Source organism: Cricetibacter osteomyelitidis (assembly GCF_004340985.1).
GTDB classification, from domain to species: domain Bacteria; phylum Pseudomonadota; class Gammaproteobacteria; order Enterobacterales; family Pasteurellaceae; genus Cricetibacter; species Cricetibacter osteomyelitidis.
In genome coordinates this window covers 1-22,733 of record NZ_SLYB01000037.1, presented here as the reverse complement: position 1 = coordinate 22,733, position 22,733 = coordinate 1, and the positions used below count along the sequence as shown (strand labels likewise).

17 protein-coding genes and 3 pseudogenes are annotated in these 22,733 nt (G+C 37.8%); all 20 read right to left on the bottom strand.

Translation table 11 applies throughout. The features are described 5' to 3' along the window. A pseudogene (locus EDC44_RS11835) lies at window positions 1-314 on the bottom strand (hypothetical protein); the annotation flags it as partial. Window positions 315-513: 199 nt separating this feature from the next. Beyond that, window positions 514-1,728, bottom strand: coding sequence for a WD40 repeat domain-containing protein (locus EDC44_RS11830; protein ID WP_131979238.1), 1,215 nt, complete (start codon window positions 1,726-1,728; stop codon window positions 514-516). Between the two features lie 2 nt (window positions 1,729-1,730). Then, window positions 1,731-3,782: pseudogene (locus EDC44_RS11825) on the bottom strand (alpha/beta hydrolase). Further along, on the bottom strand, window positions 3,775-5,100 hold the full coding sequence (locus EDC44_RS11820; protein ID WP_131979235.1) for a DUF4123 domain-containing protein: 1,326 nt from the start codon (window positions 5,098-5,100) through the stop codon (window positions 3,775-3,777). Before EDC44_RS11820 ends, EDC44_RS11825 begins: the two are co-directional and overlap by 8 nt. Window positions 5,101-5,280: 180 nt before the next feature. Continuing rightward, window positions 5,281-8,952, bottom strand: coding sequence for a type VI secretion system membrane subunit TssM (gene tssM, locus EDC44_RS11815; protein ID WP_131979232.1), 3,672 nt, complete (start codon window positions 8,950-8,952; stop codon window positions 5,281-5,283). An 8-nt stretch (window positions 8,953-8,960) separates the two neighbouring features. Next, complete coding sequence (tssA, locus tag EDC44_RS11810; protein ID WP_131979229.1) at window positions 8,961-10,364, bottom strand: type VI secretion system protein TssA; 1,404 nt, start codon at window positions 10,362-10,364, stop codon at window positions 8,961-8,963. Between the two features lies 1 nt (window position 10,365). Beyond that, entirely contained in the window at window positions 10,366-11,013 is a 648-nt protein-coding gene (locus tag EDC44_RS11805) for a type VI secretion system-associated protein TagO (RefSeq protein ID WP_131979226.1), read from the bottom strand. Then, a complete protein-coding gene (locus EDC44_RS11800) occupies window positions 11,006-12,388 on the bottom strand; it encodes a helix-turn-helix domain-containing protein (RefSeq protein ID WP_131979223.1) in 1,383 nt (460 codons plus the stop codon). The genes EDC44_RS11805 and EDC44_RS11800 overlap by 8 nt, the downstream gene beginning before the upstream one ends. A gap of 7 nt (window positions 12,389-12,395) precedes the next feature. After that, window positions 12,396-13,232 carry a type IVB secretion system protein IcmH/DotU gene (gene icmH, locus EDC44_RS11795; protein ID WP_131979220.1) on the bottom strand — a complete coding sequence of 279 codons (837 nt, stop codon included), beginning with the start codon at window positions 13,230-13,232 and terminating at the stop codon, window positions 12,396-12,398. Further along, complete coding sequence (tssK, locus tag EDC44_RS11790) at window positions 13,229-14,575, bottom strand: type VI secretion system baseplate subunit TssK (RefSeq protein ID WP_131979217.1); 1,347 nt, start codon at window positions 14,573-14,575, stop codon at window positions 13,229-13,231. The genes icmH and tssK overlap by 4 nt, the downstream gene beginning before the upstream one ends. 3 nt (window positions 14,576-14,578) lie before the next feature. Further along, complete coding sequence (gene tssJ, locus EDC44_RS11785) at window positions 14,579-15,259, bottom strand: type VI secretion system lipoprotein TssJ (protein ID WP_131979213.1); 681 nt, start codon at window positions 15,257-15,259, stop codon at window positions 14,579-14,581. A 16-nt stretch (window positions 15,260-15,275) separates the two neighbouring features. Beyond that, window positions 15,276-16,073, bottom strand: a complete 798-nt coding sequence (locus EDC44_RS11780; RefSeq protein WP_131979210.1) for an FHA domain-containing protein — start codon at window positions 16,071-16,073, stop codon at window positions 15,276-15,278. A 19-nt stretch (window positions 16,074-16,092) separates the two neighbouring features. Next, the gene (gene tssG, locus EDC44_RS11775) at window positions 16,093-17,091 is read right to left on the bottom strand and encodes a type VI secretion system baseplate subunit TssG (protein ID WP_131979206.1); all 999 of its coding nucleotides are present in this window, start codon (window positions 17,089-17,091) and stop codon (window positions 16,093-16,095) included. After that, on the bottom strand, window positions 17,055-18,812 hold the full coding sequence (gene tssF, locus EDC44_RS11770) for a type VI secretion system baseplate subunit TssF (RefSeq protein WP_131979203.1): 1,758 nt from the start codon (window positions 18,810-18,812) through the stop codon (window positions 17,055-17,057). Before tssF ends, tssG begins: the two co-directional genes overlap by 37 nt. A gap of 2 nt (window positions 18,813-18,814) precedes the next feature. Continuing rightward, on the bottom strand, window positions 18,815-19,231 hold the full coding sequence (gene tssE / locus EDC44_RS11765) for a type VI secretion system baseplate subunit TssE (RefSeq protein ID WP_131979200.1): 417 nt from the start codon (window positions 19,229-19,231) through the stop codon (window positions 18,815-18,817). Between the two features lie 13 nt (window positions 19,232-19,244). Then, a complete protein-coding gene (gene tssC / locus EDC44_RS11760; protein WP_131979197.1) occupies window positions 19,245-20,729 on the bottom strand; it encodes a type VI secretion system contractile sheath large subunit in 1,485 nt (494 codons plus the stop codon). A gap of 20 nt (window positions 20,730-20,749) precedes the next feature. Then, the gene (gene tssB, locus EDC44_RS11755) at window positions 20,750-21,253 is read right to left on the bottom strand and encodes a type VI secretion system contractile sheath small subunit (protein ID WP_131979194.1); all 504 of its coding nucleotides are present in this window, start codon (window positions 21,251-21,253) and stop codon (window positions 20,750-20,752) included. A gap of 38 nt (window positions 21,254-21,291) precedes the next feature. Next, window positions 21,292-21,561: a PAAR domain-containing protein gene (locus EDC44_RS11750; protein WP_131979191.1), complete on the bottom strand. Its 270-nt coding sequence runs from the start codon at window positions 21,559-21,561 to the stop codon at window positions 21,292-21,294. Between the two features lie 362 nt (window positions 21,562-21,923). Beyond that, window positions 21,924-22,322 carry a hypothetical protein gene (locus EDC44_RS11745; RefSeq protein ID WP_243647946.1) on the bottom strand — a complete coding sequence of 133 codons (399 nt, stop codon included), beginning with the start codon at window positions 22,320-22,322 and terminating at the stop codon, window positions 21,924-21,926. Window positions 22,323-22,376: 54 nt separating this feature from the next. After that, a pseudogene (locus EDC44_RS13035) lies at window positions 22,377-22,733 on the bottom strand (hypothetical protein); the annotation flags it as partial.

The following is a 22,733-nucleotide window of genomic DNA, read 5'->3' as shown; positions in this document are numbered from 1 at the left end:
AATGCTGCCCGCACTGCTGTGTCAGTTGTCGTCCAATTGTTGAACAATAATTCCGTTAGCACATCAACGATATGCTTAAAATACTCCTGCTCCGGCTCAAAGCGACGATAATGGCTCCATGGTCTTAAATAGTTTAACGGTTTGGTTAAATCCCCGTTAATTTCATTGGCTTCCTGCTCAAGAGCCATTTTAACACCGGCTCTGATTTCTTTTCTGAACGCCACATTCGGCAAATTGCTGCCCTTATTCCATCTCGGACTGCCCACCGGGTGAATACCGCTTTGTTTTTTCACACTCGCGATTTTATCGTACAATCGGTCGATTTCATTATTTTTACTGGTGTAGTATTCTTTTAATGCCTGCGTATTTCCCGCTATACCCCAGTATTTTTTCGGGTACGCACCGTTTATTCTTCAAACATTTTACAAAATTCCCAGCTAAATTGACCGCTTGTATTCTTCAATAAAAGAAAGGCGATTGAAAAACATTTTATTTTTCAACCGCACTTTTTAACTAATCCGCCACCCAGATTTTTTCCAGCTCCATTTTATCGGGATGATATTTATACACGTTAATCCCGCCGCCTGTGGCTTGTCCTGTCACTAAAATATGGGCTTTGGGGGAAGAGGATACGCTTAAATTACGCCCATAATAATTCGTTGAGATTTTCGGTTCTTGTTCTATCTCCACATATCCTTTTATCCAAGGACTACCAGCCGTATAAAGAGGGACAACATTAAACGTATCATCATAACCGTTAGGATTTGGTGTATTATAAATACGACCAAGCGGTATAAATTCCTTTTCCGTTAAAAACACAATAGCAACGGTTCCTCCCCCGCCTGAATAGATTATCTTATCCTCAAATTTATCCGGGATAGATAGCAATTCACTTTTATCATAACTATCCGATTTTGAATCATAAATACCTCTTTTAACTCTTGCTAATCCTAACCGATTCATAGGATTATCCAGCTGCCACATATATCCCGGTGAATTTTCTTCCCCCGTCACAACCCATTTTCCATCAGGGCTGATTAAACCGGTGGTTTTACCATTATTGCCCCATAACCTTGCAACGGGTTTTAAGGTATGTCTGTCCCATAAGGTTACGCCGTCATAGCTAAATGACTTACTGCTATCAGGATTTATCGGATTTTTCGTTAAATTTGTTTCTACTACTACTGATTTTCCCGTGCTGCCTGTAACTCCGGCTGACAAAATATATTTCTCAGTCATTGATAACGTTAATGGAGTACCTATACCTCCGTCGGTATATATTGGTATTATCTGCTCTCCATAACCTTTAAATAACTGCCCGTGTTCGTTAGCAGATAAATAAAAATCTTTATTTGCACTCATTAAATGTCCGGTAAGCACAAAATGTTTAAAGCTGGCTAATTCTTTTCCTTCCACATTTTGAATATGCACCACATCTTTATCATCCTGCCACATAAATTCGTGACTATTAGGGATAAAAGCTGCACTATAGGCGTTTACTTTATTGGCTAAAACCTTTTTCTCTTTTTTCTCTATATCCCATAACACAAGTTGCCCTTTAGGAAAAAAAGGATGGGCATTTCGAGAAGCGTGAGCGCTAATCACATAGCGCCCGTCGGTGGAAACACCTAGGGAGATTATAGGGTCTGTACGGTTATATTGATAAAAAAACCAGACACAACAAAATAAGAGTATTAAAATACTAAATATTTTTAATTTATTCTTCATATTTAATATCTCCCGAATTTTGAATTTTCTTTTATTCTATCCATAATTTCTCTTCGATAGCTTTCTTTATAAATTCGTGGAAATACATTCCTATAATCAAATATTTTAAATTCATACTCCCGCATTGCCGAGTGGGAGATAAAATATTGGCTTTGATCCCAAAAGAAGAACTTTTTATCTTTTAATTCGGCAATAAATGGATCTGGTGAGTATTTTTGCTGGACTTTCAGTAAGTTTTTATCTATTTGTTCTTTAGTCGGTGCAGTTATTCGATTTCCCTGATACCCCAACGCAGGACGAATATCCGTCTTATAAGAGTGCCAATTATTCAATACGGCTTCTGTCAATACCTCAATAATATGCTTAAGAATCTCTCCGTCCTTATCAAAACGTCGATAGTGACTCCAAGGTTTCAGATAGGTCAACGGCTTGCTTAAATCATCATAGGTCGCGTCAGCCTCTTACTGTAAAAGCTGTTTGATCCGCATTCGGATTTCCGCCCTCACATGTTGATAGCGATCGACTTCAAGCGGGAAATAAGATTTAACGGAATTCATTTTCTGTAGCTCCGCCTCATGGTAAGCATGGTATTGACCGATAAGATTGTCTTTGGCTGAATAATACTCTTGTAACGCTGAGATATTGTCCGCAATATTCCAGTATTTTTTCGGATAAGCACCGCCTAACAGCCCGGTATATTCCTTGTCGCCGATTAGACTATCCCTATCAAGTACGCCGTCTCCCTGTGAATACAGTATCCGAATCCGTTTCGCCGCTTTATGCGCAAACGGGAACAGTTCCATTGCTACCGGATTTTTATCCCTTGTATAATTCGCCGTGATAGCATTATCCGCTACCGCCGCTTCCCACATTATCAGGTTATCGATTTTTTCATCGTACTGTCCGTCGAAATCCCCTAAGATGTTTAATGCCGCTAGTGCCACTCTTGCCCCTAACGAGTGGGTGATGATATTAATCCTGATGCCCGCTTCAATCAGTTGAATCAGTACTTCTGCCAATTCCCGTCCCGCTTCGTTGGCATACATTTCCGCACGGAAGAAAACCCGTGAAGGCGATACGCTGCCCGACCAGGTCACGCCGATAATCCGGCTGTATTTTTGCCAGTTGGTAAACTTATCATTTGCATTTAATTTACCCGACGCCGCCAGATTGAAATAATATTCCATATGCGGAAACCAAGAGAGTGCCTTACTGCCATTCAGTTCCGTATAGGTTTGGTTATACTCCCGTTCAAGATGTAGGCTGTCATGTTCTCCGCGCCCCGAACCGGCTATGGTAATGACTTTTTGACTTACCACGGTTTTCAGCTCTTCATTCAGATAATGCAGATAAGGGCGTTGCACCTCTTCGGCTTTCGGTAAAGTATCGATTTTCGGGAGTATCCCGAAATCTTCCGCTTGGGCAAATTGTCCGGCATTGCCCAGCTCTACGTTATAACCGTGAATAAATAAGGTCGCCGTGTTGCCGTCTAACTGAAGCTGGCGAATCTGTCTTGAAGAGAACAGTCTGTGTTTACTATGCTGGCGAAAACGCAGATTTAATAATAGTGGCGGCGGTAAATACACCGCTTCGACTTCCGTTTCATTGACCGTAACAAACACCCAGAGCGGTTGGGATAATTGCAGGCGTGGATTTTTACTTACTTCGTCATTGGCTCGGAGTAATACGTAACCGTCGCTGCCGTATCGCGCCGTTTGTTCGTCTTTATCCCCTAAGCGGCGCTTATCCGTTTTCGGGTTATATTTTTCTACCGCCTCATCGCCACCCATCGTATTTCTCATCAACTGCCACGATATCGGTCCGCATTTCACCCCGAAATGTTTGCTGTAGCCTTCTTTGTCTATCGTGCTGTAATACACGCTGCCGGCCTTATCGAACACTTTTACGATAATCCCCGCCGGTAATTCTTGTTTTAAGGTATCTCGATGATAAATCCGAATATCGGCCCGACAGGCGGGTGTACCCGTCGCATAGGATTCGGACCGATGTTTTTCATTTAAGGCTGCAAAAGCGTCATTAAAATTTTTACCCATGTTGTGCTCCGAATTGGTTTTGAATCAGATTGGCGGTTTCCATATAGTCAATACGTCGTTTGATAGAATAGCGTTTCTGTTGTTCCGTTAAGTCGTCGGCTTCCAGAATTTTTAAAATAACACCGTCGGCATCAAGCATATCAATCGGCTTGCCGTAAAATAACGCGGCAAGCACTAAAAAGCCAAGTGTAATAGATTCATGCAATTGAGAAGTTTCGGCTATTTTCCGATGATAATCGACTATTACCTCTAAGGTGTTTTTTGTGTATTTTTCAAGCAGATAAGGATATAATTCAATCATATCGTCAACTAATTGAGCAGATAATTTTTGATTACGACATTCAATAAACTGTTCCATCTCAAACTTATCAAACTGTTTCTTAGCCAGCGCTATCTCGGCGAAATCGATACAAGGAGCGTAATGGACAAAATAATCGCCTTTGGGCAGGGCAATCGATTCGATTAGTCCGCCGCCGAAAAAGGTGGATAATTTTTTCGGATAATAAGTCAGTCTATCTAAATAAGTTTCTAATACGCTCGGGTCGTAAAAGCGGAAATATAATAACCGTTCATCATAGGTCGGCATATAAATAAAATCGCTGAAATGTGCCAGTAATGCTTCAAAAGGTGCGGCGGAACAAAAGAAAAAGCCGAAATTTTTTCGCCAATATTGTAAACCGTCTTTATTTTCTTTATCTTGCTTCGGTTCGCTGAATAACTCTTCGACAAAGGGATGATTGAAGGGTAATTCCACTAAATAAGGGGCGGTGTTACGCTGTTTTTCCCCTTTTTCTCCTTTAAATAAACAAGCGGAGCGTATGTCGTCACGTTCAAAACGGGTCGGAAACCAAAAACTGGTTTGGGCGTTAATGATGGCGTAACATTGAATATCGTCGGCTTTCCATAAGTACGGTATAACAGGGCGAGGGACGGGAGAAAAGAGAAACGGGGAAGGATCCCTGGCGTGTTTGAGGAGTATTTCGGTTTTGGTGAGGCAAGGGCTGTCAATCTTTTCCGTAAGTTGATAGGTATTCGGATTAAACAACCGAATTTGATTATCATCAGATAACCATCGGCATTCCTCACGCAATACGGGGATTAAATATTCATCACAATGTCGCTGAAGGTACGTTTCAAAAGGCAAAGGTGCAAGTTTATGCGTTAACCGTACTTGTTTCGTTAAACGATAATAATTTAATAACGCATCACAAATATCTCTATTTTCACTATAAAGCAACACAACGACATTTTCTGCTTTATTTTGATAAAAAATTTGTGCATCCACTGCCCAAATCTGACGTAAACTTGGCGATTGCATAGTCACCCCTCAGAATGCTCTTTATACTATAACTGGAAAAGTGCGGTCAGAATTTTAACAATTTCGTACCGCCCCCGATTTTTAAAGTAACAATGAGTCTATTAAAAACTCAAACCCACTTAATCACGAATTTGAGTTTTAACCTGTTGAGTTTAATATCGACTTAGATAGCTGAAAAGATTACTCCTCCAAAATAACTTCTTCCCATTCGGCTTCGTTTTCCTGTTTTTCTTCCGTTTGCGTATCCAATAACCGCGACGGTAAGCTGAAACCCGATAATACGTTACCGCTAAACGGATTCATGCCGTTTTCCGCCTGCAGACGGTAATTAATCGAACCGCCGCCTAATTTGAAACTCAAATCCGTCGTTTGTCCGTTTCGTCTATTTTGTGCCGCATCAAGCAATTTGAACAATGACCATGCACCGGTACGGCGGAGTACGGCGGCTTCGCCTCGAGTGTCAATTAAGGTTAAACTGGTTTCCACATCTTTACGCAAGGTGTTCGGCCATAACAAGCGGCTGGCTGCCGGGCGTTCATGGTTGTATTTTAAAATTTGACCGTCGATATTTAGGGTGGAAGAGGCAAATTTACCCGACATCCCTAGCGGTTTTAAGCTGAATTCCACACTTAAGTTACCCGATACGTTAAAGAAGGTATGTTGAATTTCCTGTAGCTGCTGAAGTGCGGTCAAAAATGCCGGAGATATTACGCTTTCACCGCTGACTACAGAAAGCTCTGCATTATCATCTAAAATAAATTTCAGGTATTCGTCATAAAATTTTTGGATTCGTCCTTGCGGACCGAAAAACGCCTGAAAATCTTCTAACGACATACTTTGTGTCGCTTTGCGATCTAATGGGTATTTCCCTGCAATACGTGCGGTATAGAAGCTATAGACATTTTTCTTCCACAAGGTGTTGATTTCCGCCAGCGCTGTGCGTAATTCAACATTCCAAGCTTCATCAGCGATATGGTTAAGCTGTGTAGCTAAAGGTTCTGCAACATCATTTGCTAATCGTTTCAAATCAACCGTCGGATTTGTGCGTTCCAAGTTAAATTCAGCAACAATCGCTTTTAACGCACTTTGTGATGGCGACGGCGAATTTTGGATTGTTTGCAAATAAAATTTTAATTCGCCGAGTTTTTTCATAATGCTGTCCATATAAGCCGGTGCATTGCCGTTGGCTTTTGCAACATTAGTTAATCCGGAAAAAGATTGGGTAATTTCCAAGGCGCCTAATTGATTTGCATTTATTTTCGCTGCGTTATTTCCTTCTTCTAGTGCGACTTTGGACAAACTTGGATAAATGTCGCTATTTTTATCAACGATATTCACCATTTTTTCTAGTGGTTTATCCTTTCCATTCAAGGCATCTAACACTTCGACAGCGTGTTTCAAATCGGCAAAATGCACCATCTCCAAGCCGTTTAACGCCTCTTGCCACGTATCAATGTAGTCGGAAACATAACGTTCTCTAATCTCACCGGAAAGTTTATCCAACTCTGCTTTGGTGTAATTCGTGGTTTGCTGTTTACCCAATACCCAAGCATCAATAGCGGCGAGTTGCAATATGTCATCTGCTTTCGGTACATAGAAATCTTTATATGCCCAATCGGTAAATAACGGGCTGATTAATGTGCCGTGACTGCTGATTTTTTTATCTTTAAAGAATAGCGGATCATCACTATCGTCTTGGGTTGTTTTAAAAATCGTACTAAATTTGTCGCCGATTACTTGCTTCAAATCTGTCGCCGGTTGTAATTCGGTATTAGCTAAAATTTTAAAACTCTGATAAACACGATCCGCCAAAGGTAATCGGCTATATTCCTGTTGCTTTTGTGCGATGGTTTTGTCAAACATACTCAAATCAGGATCGACATATTGCATCGCATAGGTGAAATGTCCCATTAATTGGCGTTGAATATCGGCATTATTCGGGTAATTTTTCTGCAAATATTGCGCCATCCATTGTTCCGGAATTTTCGCTTTACGGTTTTTCATATCATCGATCATTCGATAAACACGCAATAATTCAAGCCCTTCATCACTGTTCTCCGGCAGTACATCCATTTGTTCAATCAGTCCGCTTGCAATTTCAGGTAAAAAACGCTCACCCAAGAATTTTTGGTATGCTTCACTCACTTTGCCGCCGACTTTTTTACCTTGGTATAAACCGAAATCTTCAATTACCGGTAATGCATTATTGTAGTCGCCGTAAGCAAATGTCGCCTGACGTAATAAATTCAGCGGTTTCAACAGATTTCTTCCCGTCGGATCCATTGCCTGGCTGATATTCATTTGCGTAAATTCTTCCGTCAATTTAACGACTTTTTCAGATGTAACCTTATTTTGATAAAAGTAATTCTGCCAAACGGCTAATAAACATACTGATACTACCGATAATCCCGCCATAGTTAAAATAAATTTACGACGATTGCTGCGAGATTCCCTCGCATTATCGCTGACTAATCCGGCTTCCGGATAAATAATATTCTTAAAGAAATTATGGGTAAAATAAGTACGTTGTGATTTTTCCCGTGTATAACTCGGTACGGCATACTTTAATTCAAAGTATTTGGAAAGTGCATCTTGATAGAAATCAGCCGGTAATCCCTGTTGAAAAATCGATGAGAAATAAATACCGCGTACGTAAGGCGTGGTTGTGAAACGGTCGCTTTCCAACACATCACCGATAAATTGCTGTAAAATTTCTTTTGCACCGGCTAATTGGCGTACATACATATACATCGCTTCGCGATCATCTCTTGAGATTGTCGTTGCCAGTCGGTCGAAAACAGTTTCTTCAATTTCTTTGATAAAGCTGTCGTAGCCGTCAGCAAACTCTTTTGTCCAATCATCAATGTGATCTTCACTGTTTAAGGTGAAAGAAAAACCAAGGTTTTCATAACGTTCCGACTGTTTTAAATCATCATAAAATACATCAAAACCTTCAATTAAATCCGCTTTATTGAGTACGACATAAACCGGAATACGGGCTCCGAATTGTTCGGTAATTTCACGAACACGATTGCGCAGAATAGTGGCTAATGCTTTTCTGTCGCTATGTTTAGAACCGATTAATTTAGAAAGCTCCAATACCAATACAATACCGTTTAGCGGACGACGCGGACGTACTTTATTAATCCAGCCAAGCAGATGATGCCATAGCCCTTTAGTAATTTCTCCGATTTTATCTTCTGCTTCTTTGTCCGTGAACTGGCTAACCATTGCACCATCGGGATCGATTAAAATAGCTTCATCACTTGCCCACCAATCCACTTGATATAAGGAATCCTTCCGTAAATAATGTTTAGAGGTCCGTTCCACCGCAGTCAGCGTAAATTTTTGATTGGAACGATTGATAAAACTGGTTTTGCCTGCACCGTTAAACCCTAGAACCATATACCAAGGCAGTTGATAGATATAGTTTTTATCCGAAATATGCTCTTTTAATGCCGTCGCCATTAAATTTAAACTTTCTTCCTGATCTTTAATATAATGTAGAACTTCGTCCTGTTCTTCCTGCGATTTTTCCAGATTATTTTTTTCTTTATTCAGTTTCAGGTTTTTCAGTTGTAACTTAAGAATGGCTATTGCAGCTAATGCCAACAACACAATAACGGTAGCTAAAATTCGGCTGCCTAAGTTTATATTTTTGGCGATTTCGAAGTCCCATCCTTTTTCATTGGAAAGTCCGCTGAAACTCCAAGATGTGCCATATGTCCAGATACCGATAAATATCAAAATAAGGCATAGCACAAAAAGTACCGGTACTGAATTTCTAAGATGCATAAAAACAGGGCGAAGAAATTGTCGCACTGCTCCTAATAATTGTCTTAAGTAGTTCATTTTATTCCCTAAGTTAATTGAATTTTTAATTGGTTTAATTGAGTAAAGAAACTGTTATCCCATTGTTCAATATCATATTTCTTGCTATTTTCGAGCAATTCGTCCAGTTCGTTTAATGCCATATTGGTAATGCCTTCTGCGATGAAATAATGAATTTTATCCAGTTGTAGATAACTACGGGTACGCAAATCCGAAGATTGCTTCAGTTTTTCATCAATCGCTCTAAGGACCGCAACAAAACCTTGTGTCTGATAAATATCATCAAAATCATTCAGTTGCGAGCTATCATTGAATCCGATTGTATTTTCTTGCGCTAACCAATTTATCACATTTTGTGGTAAGAACGGTTCTCCATTTTGAAATTTTGCTGCGGCAAAATCCTTATGTTTCTCGACAAATTGTTTGGTTATATTCCGAATGGCATCGGATGCTTCATTAAATTTCAATGCCTTGCAACATTGTGCAGATAAATAACTGCCTTCAATCCAATAAGGGCTACTGACTACCGTTTTTTCAATTTTTGCTAATAATGTCGTATCAGGAGTATGAATAACAGCCTCTCGGTAATCCATTAATTTGTCAACGGCAATCGATTGCATTGGTGTAACCCCCTGAGCATTCATTTCCGGCAGTCGGGTAATATTGTGCCATAAACCGTAGCGGCGACTGATATACCCTAACTCTGCCGCCGGATCAAGCTCACAAGTCGTATCCGCTACCTGTAAATAAAACTGTTTTAATTTACGTTCATTCGTTAGATCAAAAGACGACACATCGGGAAGATTCGCCTTCTCCGCAATCGCATTTTTTCCTGTTGACGTTATTATGGAAGGCTGAACATGATTCGACGGTTCTTCGGGTTTCAATTCTTGAGACTTTTCGGAAGTCAATTTACGCAAAACTTTATTAAAAATGACCGCACTTTCCGAAATATAATCCGATAATTGAGCGGACAATTTTTGCAATAAATCCTGAGTTGCTTGATTCTGTTCCGGTGACAAAATAATTGATTTATTCAGCACGGCATCTTCAATACGATTCAATATTAATGTAATTGCACGCGCTTTGAAGCGATTAATTACATTATCTTGCGATGGTTTCGGATAAGCATTAAATAAATATTTTTCATTGAATTCGGCAAACAATGCCAAAAAATCAGCTAAATTTGCATTAGCATTTTGTTGTAGCAATGCATAACTGAAATACTGCAATACTTTATAATCTTTGCATACTTCTGTTAAATATTGCATGGAACTATTAATGAGAAGCGTCCAGTCGATCGTATCATGTTGCAGCGAACCGAATTTTATTACCTGTTCATCAATAGCGACATATAATTTACTTTCTTCGTCAGGTTCACCGACCGGCGAATTTATAGTTTGTATATCTTGCAATATATTTTGATATTTCATATCACCAACCGCATTCTTTTCTGATCGAGGCAATTCGGGAAGCCAATCCATTATTCTTGAAAGTGAATTTACGATTTTCTTGAGGAATCACTATGTTAAAACGTTCAATATACAACATAGATTTTAATTGTTGGATTGCATATAAACCTCGCCCGGCATCCAGTAAATAACCGCGTTCCGTATTTTGCCAACTGATATTGGATATAGATTTTCCATTTGTTTCATCTTGAATTTCTACTTGTAAAGGATTTCTCTTAACCGGATCCTTTAATGCTATCTGGAAACGAGTGATGTTATCTCTGCAAGCAATATAAATCGCTGCGCCGGCATTATGGTTTTCGCTGCTCAGTGCAATTTGTAATTCTTCTTCCGATTCGACCGCACTTTCAGTCTGACTTTGAGCAAGTGCAAAAATATCACTCACTGTATTAGGAATAACCGAATTAATACTATTTTTATCAATAAGCTGCGAACGTACGGGGGTATCGAATGCATTATCAAAACAGGCTAAACGTTTAACGTTCGATTTAATTGTTCTGCACTGCTCACCTTTTCCACTTTCTTGATTATCCGCCCAAACGAGAGGATGAGTAAAAACCAAACAAGAAAGCAATAATATTTTTTTTAATTTAAAAATGTGATTAACCATTTTTTCTTAACCCATATTTTTGGCATTTATAATTTAATGTGCGACGCGGTATATTCAGTTTCTCTGCCGATATTCTCTGACTCCAATTTGATTTTACCAAAGATTGGCGAATCAATGATCTTTCATAAAATGCTACGTTCCATTCCAAACTGTCAGGTTGGTACCAATCGCGTTGAGATAAAATATCATCAATATCCGATTTTTTTATTGAAGAAAACGAACCACATCGGTTAAACGCCAATGTCACTAAAAACTTCATTTGTTTAATCTCGCTAATACGTTTTTCATTTACAATATGTAGTACTACGTCATGCGAGAGCATATCAATATTCGACGATTGCGCAAATTGACGTAAAAATAACTCTCGATTTTCTACTGCCGCTATTCTATTCGGCAGTATAATTTTATCTTCACTAAAGAATCGCAATTGATTCTGTTTATCCATAAAAAACGTATTGGTGACCGTTAATATAATTTTTACCTGACTATTCATCAATTTTTCTTGGGATAATAACTTAATGAGTCGTTCAATCAAATAATCGGTTAAACATTCAATATTATTAATCAATAAGGTATCTTTTTTATCTCTTTGAATAAGTTCAAACTTATGTTTAATGATTTCATTTAATTGAATTACATTATTAACCTGCAATAAGTCTATTTCCTTCAGTTCCGTTAGTCCTAAACTTCGTAATTGATGAATAATATTAACCAGATGTCTTTTGCCATATCCTGCTTCAGCAACCATGGCGACGTTACGATCATATAATGCGAGATCGGCAAGACGACGTTTAAAGCGTTTACCTGATGCAGTTTCATCAATCCAATGTTGTTCAATGTAATTTCGTTGATGCAACTCATAATCATGTAATCGATTTTTGTTAAGTGCTTGAGAAAAATACAAGCACTGTTCTTCTAATTGCCTGTTTGCCTGATGTAACAACGCCATATTCAGAAAACTCTCAGCAATTAAAGAAAGTTCAGATAAAAAAGTATTGTTATTTAACCGCACTTTATCTTTACCATAAATCGCGAAAATACCGATATTTCTTATAGGAAACAATACGCAATATTTATCACCACCCCATTTTTGGGAATATTGTTTAAAGCTGGAATCATCCGGATAAGAAACGACTTTATTCGATAAAAACTTTCTGTTTTCAGCAAAACTCAATACCAAAGGGTTCATATAATCATTTTGTTTAAAATGAGTGAACCCATTTAATTCTATGAGTCCTTTATCCACAGCACTATAGGAAAAATAAGCAACTTGAATATCATTATATTGTTCTTTCAGATACTGAATAATTGCCGCTACTTTATCCTTGTTATGATTTTCTTTAATCAGTGCTAATAATAATTCAGCTAACACCATAAAGTTATTACAATATTGAGTTAATATTTCTAATAATTTCTGAAGAATAAGAATCTAATAACATACTATAAATAAAGTATATCAGTGCCAAAACCATACAAGCTCCCCCCAAAAAATATTTTGTCGGAATAGGTTGCTTAACCGAATAATCTTTTTGGTAAAGGTGGACTGAGTTATCGCGTTCATAGTCATATCCACGTATGGCTCGTAGCGTTTTCTGCAATTTAATCATCATATTTTGAAGATTTTCCTGCCCATGATCCCGAAGGGCGTATTGACCTTGGAATCCCAACGCCAAGCAAATATACATAAATTCGAGCAATTCTTGGTATCTTTCCGGTTCTAACATCGTACGCGATAAAATGGAATAGAATTTTTCGCCGCCCCACGTTTCATTATGGAAATAAGAAAGTAAAGAGCGTTCGCCCCATTTAGAATCTTTTCCCCAAGACGTATTCATTGCCATCTCGTCAATAAAGGTACATAGACAATAACGAAAAGATAACTGAAATGCGCTGTCATAATTCAGCATTTTTACCTTTTCAGAAACCGCTATAATTTCATTCTTCATCCGATTATAAAATGCCTGAATATTAATGTTAGTGAGTTTATTTGCCCGTAATGCAACTGCCAATAGCGGATTTGCCAATTCAACGAGCGGATTATAACTACCGGTTTGAATTTGAAAATCATAGTCAATATCATAGTCTGTTTTTTCAACTTCATCATAAAGGAGAGATGTTTTCTCTTGAACAATCGGTAAGCTATTAGCAATATGAATATTATTTACCGATATCTCTGAAGAAGTATTGTAATGACTTAACTCTCTTCTGCTCTCTGTCATACTAAAGCTCCTCGAATAGCCCAAAATTCGATTTCTAAATCCGGATAATTGCCGGCAATATGAAAGCCAAATCCGGCGGAAGATATAACGCTATTCCAATAGGGTGACGTTTTATCCAATTGAAAATACACGAATCCCGAATGATACGGCAAGTAACGCGGTGCAACAGGTAATGATTGCAACGGGATACCGGGTAATTGCAAATGAACTAATTTATTAATTTGCTCAATGCTGGAAATTTTAGTCTGTTGTACAAACTGTGTGCGTAGTAATTCCGGCTGCAATCTGGCTTTAACGGCAATAATAAATTCCGCATCACGATAAAGGGAGTTGTCTTTCACTTGTGCAGTATAAATACCGTATTGATGTGCGGTTATCGGTAACGGTAAAGCTTTGGCATTGCTGACCACACTTAAGTAAGACTTAACATCGGAATAAAGCGGCTCAAGAGATGTATGAGGAGAAACATGAATATAATCATAAAATTGCTCCGATATACGTTCTTCTAAAGCAAATGTGGATAATTCCCCCTGCAACGATGCAAGAATTTCATAAGCCCTGCTTGGATGCACTTTAGGGGATTTTGCTAAAAATTTAAACAGTGGTAATGCTCGATTTAAACTTAGCAGCATTAAAAAATCATTAACATCCGCAACCCCTGACTGCTCCGGACTACTCATTCTATTTGCCAAATACTTTGCTCTTAATGCAATGAGCTCCGTCAATTCCAAGAGTTTGGATGAAAACCGGGTCAATGCTTGAAGTGCGATCGCTGCCGGATAAAATGTTTCATCTAAAAGCACCTGATTATTTAAAGTCACATCTTTGATCCTAGCAATCGGTAAGGTCGCATAATTACTTAAATCATCGGTTTCCAACTTAAGAAAATATTGATTTTTGATTAATTCCAGCTGAGCATAATCACCGGATTCACTGTGCACATCCTTTATTTCGGTAAAAAGAGCTTCACCACGATAATCAATCAATGAATCATTAGTAATTTGATGTGCGATTTCCGCATTACCTTCAATATTCAGCGGCAAACACAAATAAATTATTTTTCCGACCGCACTTGTTTTTATTTCAAGCGGGGCCGGCAATTCATCAGTGATCGGTAAATGGAATAGTGTCCCGTCAGGCATTACACCTTTACATTCGGATAACGAAAACTTGCCGTATGTTAAATGTTGTACTTCAACAGACAGCTGTTCAAAACCGAAATTAAATGCGGCCGTTTCCAGTGTCTGTTTTACTTGAGATGCGAAAAAACGACTTTCTTGTTGAAAATGATGGGGACGAATAAATAATCCCTCTTTCCACAATACTCTATTTGTTACTGTCATGGATTAATTATCCTTATGGATTTCCACTTTAGAATCTAATACGCGAATTAACAATGGGTAACTTTCGCCGCCTTTCGGATTAACCTGTACGATACCTTTCCATTTGCGGTTCTCATAACCGTTAAACAATGCAACCACACCGATATAGTAGGTTTTTTCATTAAGCGGTTCGGCATCAATAAATCTGAATTGATTCGGCGCTACAATTAGATCAATGCTCGAGACGTAGGTTTTCCCTAATGATTCATCAAAATCATTGCCGACAAAATCATCATATGCGCTACTTAAAAATAGTGATTTATCCATTAATTGGAAGACTTTTAACTTGACCGGTGTCGCACGCCAATCAGGCTTGCCCTTTTCCTGTTCAATGCTATTTTTTGCACCTGAACTGCTTGCTTTCGCATTTTTTCGGTAAGTTTCATTATCCAATTTACGTACTTTATTGCTTGATTCATTGGCAAAAAACTCACTATTATAAGGCATATCCACCTCATCACTTACGGAAGTCACACTGTCATCAGCTTCGGAATACAAATTAATATTCGCTCTATCCGTAGCATAAATAGAAAGCGAATAGGTTGACGGTTTTGATAAACGAGGATTCGTTTTCGGATCATTGGAACTACATCCGGCTAGAATACTTGCCATACCGATAAACACAGCGAAATGTTTTAATTTCATAATTTTTCCTATAAGGTTATTTAATAAAAAATAGCGGATCTAAGATCCCTCTTGGAGCTGGTTCTTTATTTTCCGTTTCATCTAAAAGTGCGGTCGATTTTGTCAAATTTTCAGCAATTTCGACCTTATGATAAATTGAACTTGGGATATGCGGTTCAACCGGTAATACTCTCGGCTCCTCACTTAAAATACTCGGCTCATAAGATTCAATGTTTGTATTAATATATTCATTGATTATCTTGTAATACTGGGCCTTATCTATCGAGTCAGGCGCCGCAATCTGCGATAGCATATCCATTTCATCCGCCACTTCATTTTCCAGAAAGTGCAACGGATCTAACTCAAATTGTTCTCGTTTTAATGTTAATAATTCGTTGCCCGTCGGAGCTGTTACATTATCATCCAAATTATTAGTCATATATTGATGAGAATCCGCCGACAATAGCATTGCATCGGTAGTTTTTACTAAATGATATAAATCATCCTGTAAATTAACATTATCACTTCTTTCAGTATAAATCTGTACTCTTAAATCATAATTTGCTATAGAGATAATATCATCATTTTTTAAGCGAATTACCGCACCAACCGGAACAGGAACGGTTGTACGATTAATAAAAATATGCCGACTGTACGCTAATAAACAATAATCGCCATTATAGAACCTTATCTCAAATTCAATATTTTCGATTTCATTTTTTAAATTATTAATGTACCAATCGGCATTTTTTGCTGATCCGACAATGCCGCCTCTTTGATCGAATTGGCAACGGGGAAACGTTCCCATTTCCAACATTGAGGCACTTGTAACCATAAGCTGGAGTCTATGCATACTACGCCTGCCCAGTTATAATAACTTGCTTCATTTTTACCTGCTGTTCGGAGTTGGCATTTAATAATGTACTCCAACCTAAAAAACCGGACTCATTACTGCCTAATACAAAATTTGATTGCACTTGCGGTTGTAATCCTAAACATAAATCATAAGGCAGTTGATCTTTTAATAAGAATTTCATAATTTCTTTTAATTCAGTAAATTTCTTACCTGAAGGTAAAAATTGATGAAAACATTCCGTATCCAGACCGTTAATATTAATTCTAAATTTATTAGTAAAAGAAGTTATTACTTTTCCGATAACAAAGCTGTCGCCCAATACCATATTTCGAGTACCGAGCCGGTTTTGCTGTTCTTTATCAATGCCAACCAATTGGCGTTCATATTCATTAATACTAATATCCGTTAAATCAAAATAATGCCGAATAATTTTCGCTAACACATCGGCAGTACGTACATTTGATTGAATCACCCCGACATAAAACAGTAATTTACCCCAATTAATATCAATAGTGTTCAAGTGATGCCGGTTAACACCAATCAAACTCAAAATTCGTTGAGAAAAATTATCCGATAAATCACTTTGAAACCGAATGTAATATTTATACTTACGCCAAATACTATATAGCAATGCAATCAAGTGGTGATTAAAAAAATCTAAATATGTTTTTCTAATCGTATCCTGATTATAAGACTCATAAGCTATCTCACTCAATAAGGTTCCCGGTAAAGGCCCGTTTGCGCCTTGTAATCCCAAAAAATTTACTATCATTTCAACTTTTGGAGATAATTTCTCTGTCTTAATACTTATTTTTTCGATATCGCTGGTCGGAAAATGAATCAACGGATTACTTTCAAAACAAAATAAAGAGTCATCCATTGAACATTTATCAAAATCTTCAAGGTCAAAATTATATTTTTTAGCAAATATTTCAATCAGTTGATAAAAACTAAAATCAATCAAATTATCTGCTGCAAGGTCGTTTTCCAGTCCCATTTAAATATCTCATTATTATTAATATTAACAATTTCCAATTCATGAAATGAATTGATAGTACCGAATAAACGAAAAAACTCGGAAAGTATCGTGCCAAATAAAAAGACCTCACCCTCACATAAAAATTTATCACCTTCAATTTTGATAACTGACTTTAACCCGCGATAAACAACGCCCTTAATAATACGATCAGCGGAGAATGTATCAATTTCTCGGATAGCCTCTAAACGTTGTTCCGTCCGACGCTTAGACTGCAAATCAAATACTCCACTAAAATCGTAAGCCATTAATGCCTCTTTTAAAACATCTAAATTATTTAATGAAACATAATTTAAGGAAAGATTCGCGATTAACTGCCACTGCAAGCTGCCGTCTAATGAAGGACGCACGGTTGTTCTCGGTCGAGTAATGTTTTCAAAATTGATATAGGAAGGCGTATCCTGTGAAGGAATACAAATATCACCAATCCCTAAATTTTCAGGTAAATGTCCATTTGTACACTGCAATTCAACAGAAATTGTTTCGTTATGTTGCAAGTCAAACTCATTACCTTTGGAAACAAAAGCGATGTAATGATCATAACCTCCTTTCATATTCTCTTTTAGAAGAATTTTATAGAACGGTAAAGCCTGTTTGTCATCTATACTATGAGCAAATGTTTCAAAACGTTCATAAAGTGAAAGCTGCTCAGTCTTCCCCGCATATTCATTAAGTTTAACGCCACTGACTTTTTTTATATCAAATACATCAAAATGTGCTCTCGTTGTCCCTGCCGGAATAATAGGATATGTTGTTTTTTTGCCGTTTAAATTGATAGGAATAGCATCATTATCAAATAAATTAATAATTGGCGAACAATATAATGAAAAATCATTCAAGGTTAAAGTCAGATCACGTGGTATCGGACGGTTAAATTTAAAAAGCAATTTAAAATTTTCCGTACCAATGCTTTTCAAGTAATAATTCAGATTTTTTAATTTAAAAAAATAAAATTTTTTAGGAAAAAAGAAAAACTCCTGAATTAATCGATGCCCTTCAAAAGCATTCTCAGGGTACGGAATCAATGCATCATGATTAGATATTCCTTGTTGTTCAACACAATCAAGAGGCAGAACAATTTCTCTATCGCCTACCCGTACAGAAATTTTATCCAAATAGTTGAATAACCATTGATAACAGGTCAACGCACTATAATCACTACCGGATAAATGAATGGTCAAATCATCACACTCTAATGAAACAAAATTATTTTCCGAAATATTATTCAGCTGTAACTCTAATATTGTTGCCTTGGAAGTAATATTAGACTCAACAGAATGCAGCACTAAGGGATAAACTGCGACATCCATCGTTGTTTGAAAACGACAAGGAGTACCGTCAACCGGTTTAGAAAGAACAAATGTACCTTTCGGTATAATATGTTTCGTTGTAATAGCCCGCTCTTTAGGCGAGAAACGAATCATTGAACAACTCGGTAATGGTCGCAAATAGTTCGGCCAAAGCAATTGGAGCATCGACTGAGTTAATTCCGGAAAACTGTCCTGAATTTTTTCTCTTAATCGTGCTGTAAGAAATGCAAAAGATTCAATGATCCGTTCAGCTTCAGGATCAATAATTTCATCGGATAGAAAACGAGATAAGTGCGGATGGATTTGAGAAAAATATTTGCCGTCTTTTTTAAGAAAGTCTAACTCCGCTCTAAAAATTTCTTTTAACGACATTATTAAATAACCCTAAATTTTTTAGTTGCACTGTCCAAAATAATATTCAGCTCAGTCAACTCACTTTGCCTTTTAAGTAGGACAGTACAGGTAATCCTAAAATTCAGCTGCAAAACATCATATTGATCGGGAACATACTCAATACGAGAAATTCGTACTCGAGGCTCGTATCTATCAATATTCTGCCGAATATCACCGATAACAGTTTGACTTAAACTGTGTGTATTAGCCGTCGCATCATTGAAATCTTTTAATCCAAAGGTAGGGGCACACAATGTGCACCCTTGCTTTGAATTTAATACCAATTCAATATTTTGTTTAATTGAAGATATTAATTCATCAATTATTTCATGACCTGTCTGTAGAATAATCGAATCTGTTTCTGTTGACGTTGCTTTTAAACGAGTCCAAAAACCCACTTGACATTACACCTTATTTTTCATCAATATCCAATCGACCAACCAATGAAAGATCGAAACTGGCTCCCATATATTTAAAATGTGGGCGAACAGATAAAGACACTTTATACCAACCCGGTTCCCCCTCTACACTAGATACAACAACTTTAGCTGCACGAAGAGGACGACGGCTACGTACTTCCGCCGGCGGATTTTCCTGATCTGACACATACTGTTTCAACCAGACATTTAATTCTCTCTCAAGGTCTTGGCGTTCTTTCCAAGAACCGATTTGCTCACGTTGTAATACTTTTAAATAGTGAGCCAAACGATTCACAATAAACATATAGGGTAATTGCGTACCTAAGCGATAATTAGTTTCAGCCTGTTTGCCTTCTTCAGTATTTTGGAATTTTTTCGGTTTTTGTACAGAATTTGCCGAGAAGAATGCCGCATTATCACTGCCTTTACGCATAGTGAGCGGGATAAAACCTTCATCAGCCAATTCAAATTCTTTTCGATCAGTAATTAATACTTCTGTCGGAATTTTAGCCTGAAGCTGACCGAAAGATTCAAATAAATGAACCGGTAAATCTTCCACCGCACCGCCACTTTGAGGACCGATAATATTCGGACACCAGCGATATTTAGCAAAACTGTCAGTAACTTTAGAAGCCATCAAAAATGCAACATTACTCCACAGATAGTTATCGTGTTTTCCTGCAATAGTCTCTTGGTAATTAAAAGTTTTAGTCGGATTTTCAATAGGATCATAAGGCAAGCGAGATAAGAAACGTGGCATCGTAAGAGCAAGATATTTAGAATCTTCAGACTCACGTAAAGAACGCCATTTGGCATAACGGGGACCTTCAAAAATATCTTTAACTTCTTTAATCTCAGATAATGATGCATAGCTGTCTAAGCCGAAAAATTCAGGCCCTGCCGCAGAAATAAATGGCGCATGAGACATTGCTCCCACAGAAGATACATATTGCAGTAATTTGATATCCGGCGTTGACGGTGTAAACGTATAGTTACCTACAATAGAAGCAACCGGCTCGCCACCGAACTGACCGTAATTTGCGGAATAAACGTGTTTATACAAACCGCTTTGAGTAATATCCGTAGCGTATTCAAAATCATCCAATAACTCTTCTTTCGTTACATTTAAGATTTCAATTTTAATGTTTTCACGAAAATCAGTACGATCAACCAATAGTTTTAAGCCTCGCCAAGCAGACTCTAAATCTTGCACTTTTTTGTTATGTAAAATCTCATCGACTTGGTGACCGATTTTTTCATCAAGGCGAACAATCATCTCATCAACTAAATTCTTATTAACCACCGCATCCGCACGATCGCTTTTCAAAATTTCAGAAATAAATTCGGCGATCCCACGTTGTGCAATACCATAATCTTCATTTTCCGGTTTAAAACGAGTTTGCTCCAAGACCTGATCGAGCAAACCGGTTGACTGCTGTGATTCAGCTTGAGTTGCTACTTGCTGTTTAGTTGCCATTTATAAATCCTTATCTGTTCTTATTTTTTATCACCGTCTAAAATAATTGCTAATTCTTTTTCCAATGCTTCCCGAGCATTCGGATCGGCAATTAAATCTTGTAGTTTATTTCTAAACGCAGGAATATTACCCATCGGACCTTTTAATGCTAACAGTGCTTCACGCAATTCCAGCAGTTTGTTTAATTCAGGTACTTGTTTAACAATATTATCAGGATTAAAATCTGCGATACTCTCAAATTTTAAGCTCACACTCAAATCTTGGTTTTCCGCATTATCTTCTAAACGGTTCGGCACTGCGACATCAATCTTTAACTCAGATTGCTTCATGACCGCATCAAAATTATTTTTATCAATAGAAATCGTCTCTCTCTCTTCAATGCTGAGTTCTTCCGGATTACCTTTAAAATCACCGGTCACCAATAACTTTAACGGCAATTCAACTTCACCCTGCTGATTACCTGTCGCCGGCGTGTATTTAATATTAATACGCTCTTTTGGTGCAACTGAACCATTTTTTGACATATTCAACCCTCTCGTTAAAATATAAAAACCAAACCTGATTAATCAATAGTTAAACTTGCATGACCTTCAACAATGATACCGCCATGCGCCGTTTTACTGCCGGTAATAGCAACGGGAATACCATTAATAGTAAAAAGACTACTACCTGTAACAATAACATCAACGCCGGAACCGCAGCGGCATTTATCACCGACAATAGCAACAGGCACACCGTTTATAGTCGGACGACCTGAAGCCTCAACAATAACCTCACCACCCGTATGTTCAGGACAAGAATGGTAATGTCCGTGTAACGCAATTTTTGCCATAATATTCACCTATTTGAATGATAGGTTTGATTATATGAAATAGCATACAGTAAATCAATGATATTTATTTTCATAAACCGAACAAAAATTTATTTTGCCTGATGATATCATAGCCATAACTAAAGCCTTATTGGCTTTAAAAGTGCAGAGAGTTTTAGCCACGTTTTAATAATTTTATCCAACCATGCCTGAATGCGTTTTTCCGTTTTCTTTTCGTTGTAAGTGTGCTGCGGAAATAGGCTGAATTGATAAAGCTAAAATAGTCATAGCTCGGATAATTCCGAATAAATTCAAACAAAGCGTGATTCTGATATGGGCAAACCAAGCGATAAATTCGCCGTTTTCCGCTGCCCATTTTTCTATTACTGCTTTATTTTTTCTAACAGCTCCGATGTCCGCTGTTTAAATTGTTTAGTCTCATAATAGCCTTTAAAGTTTTCTCCCGTTTTGTCGGTAAATCTAACCACTAATCTCACGTCATCAGCATTAATACGGTTTTCATTAAGATAGAAGGTGACTTCTTTGGCTGCCGGTGCGTAGTAAAACTTAGTAATGACTTTCCCCTGCGACGATCCCCATTGATAGACATTAATGATTAGGTTAGAGACTGTCGGCGGGCTGTATCTGAACTCAGCACAGCTGATACGGTAATAACCTTTACTAATTTCAGTCACCTGTAATCCGGATTGAATATCATATTCGTACAGTTCTTTTTCAAAACCGCGACTGATGAATAAATAATCTGCGATTTCCTTATTCATTGTCAATGCCGGACCGGGTATCCGCTTTTTATCGTCTAAATACAAAAAGTGCGGTCAGTTTTTCGGAAAATTTGAGAAAAAAGAAAGAAACGCCTCATTTTCCTGCATGATTACTTCCGGATTATTTGCTAACCATGCTTGAATTTTCGCTTCAGTTTTCTTTTCGTTGTAGCCGCGATCGGGGAAAAAGCTGAAACGGTAGAAAAAGCGGTTGGCGTAGTCGCTCCACAATGTTTTTTCTTTGTGAAAATAGCGCTCGAATTCCGCCGGATTTGAGCTACTTAAATAATCGTTAAGAAAATTTTGTAGCACATAATTTTGATTTTCACAGGCGGGCCAGTGAATCCCCAAATCCACTTCCGTCCATTTGCCTGCTTTGCTTTCGTGGGGAATGCGTAACACCAACGCCCC

Excerpts from the sequence above, each read along its gene's own strand:
- tssK (WP_131979217.1), bottom strand. The coding sequence starts at position 14,575 with ATGACAGTAACAAATAGAGTATTGTGGAAAGAGGGATTATTTATTCGT.
- EDC44_RS11745 (WP_243647946.1), bottom strand. The coding sequence starts at position 22,322 with ATGAATAAGGAAATCGCAGATTATTTATTCATCAGTCGCGGTTTTGAA.
- EDC44_RS11750 (WP_131979191.1), bottom strand. The coding sequence starts at position 21,561 with ATGGCAAAAATTGCGTTACACGGACATTACCATTCTTGTCCTGAACAT.
- tssB (WP_131979194.1), bottom strand. The coding sequence starts at position 21,253 with ATGTCAAAAAATGGTTCAGTTGCACCAAAAGAGCGTATTAATATTAAA.
- EDC44_RS11800 (WP_131979223.1), bottom strand. The coding sequence starts at position 12,388 with ATGGTGTTAGCTGAATTATTATTAGCACTGATTAAAGAAAATCATAAC.
- tssM (WP_131979232.1), bottom strand. The coding sequence starts at position 8,952 with ATGAACTACTTAAGACAATTATTAGGAGCAGTGCGACAATTTCTTCGC.
- EDC44_RS11820 (WP_131979235.1), bottom strand. The coding sequence starts at position 5,100 with ATGCAATCGCCAAGTTTACGTCAGATTTGGGCAGTGGATGCACAAATT.
- tssG (WP_131979206.1), bottom strand. The coding sequence starts at position 17,091 with ATGGGACTGGAAAACGACCTTGCAGCAGATAATTTGATTGATTTTAGT.
- tssJ (WP_131979213.1), bottom strand. The coding sequence starts at position 15,259 with ATGAAATTAAAACATTTCGCTGTGTTTATCGGTATGGCAAGTATTCTA.
- EDC44_RS11780 (WP_131979210.1), bottom strand. The coding sequence starts at position 16,073 with ATGGTTACAAGTGCCTCAATGTTGGAAATGGGAACGTTTCCCCGTTGC.
- EDC44_RS11830 (WP_131979238.1), bottom strand. The coding sequence starts at position 1,728 with ATGAAGAATAAATTAAAAATATTTAGTATTTTAATACTCTTATTTTGT.
- icmH (WP_131979220.1), bottom strand. The coding sequence starts at position 13,232 with ATGACAGAGAGCAGAAGAGAGTTAAGTCATTACAATACTTCTTCAGAG.
- tssA (WP_131979229.1), bottom strand. The coding sequence starts at position 10,364 with ATGAAATATCAAAATATATTGCAAGATATACAAACTATAAATTCGCCG.
- tssF (WP_131979203.1), bottom strand. The coding sequence starts at position 18,812 with ATGTCGTTAAAAGAAATTTTTAGAGCGGAGTTAGACTTTCTTAAAAAA.
- tssC (WP_131979197.1), bottom strand. The coding sequence starts at position 20,729 with ATGGCAACTAAACAGCAAGTAGCAACTCAAGCTGAATCACAGCAGTCA.
- EDC44_RS11805 (WP_131979226.1), bottom strand. The coding sequence starts at position 11,013 with ATGGTTAATCACATTTTTAAATTAAAAAAAATATTATTGCTTTCTTGT.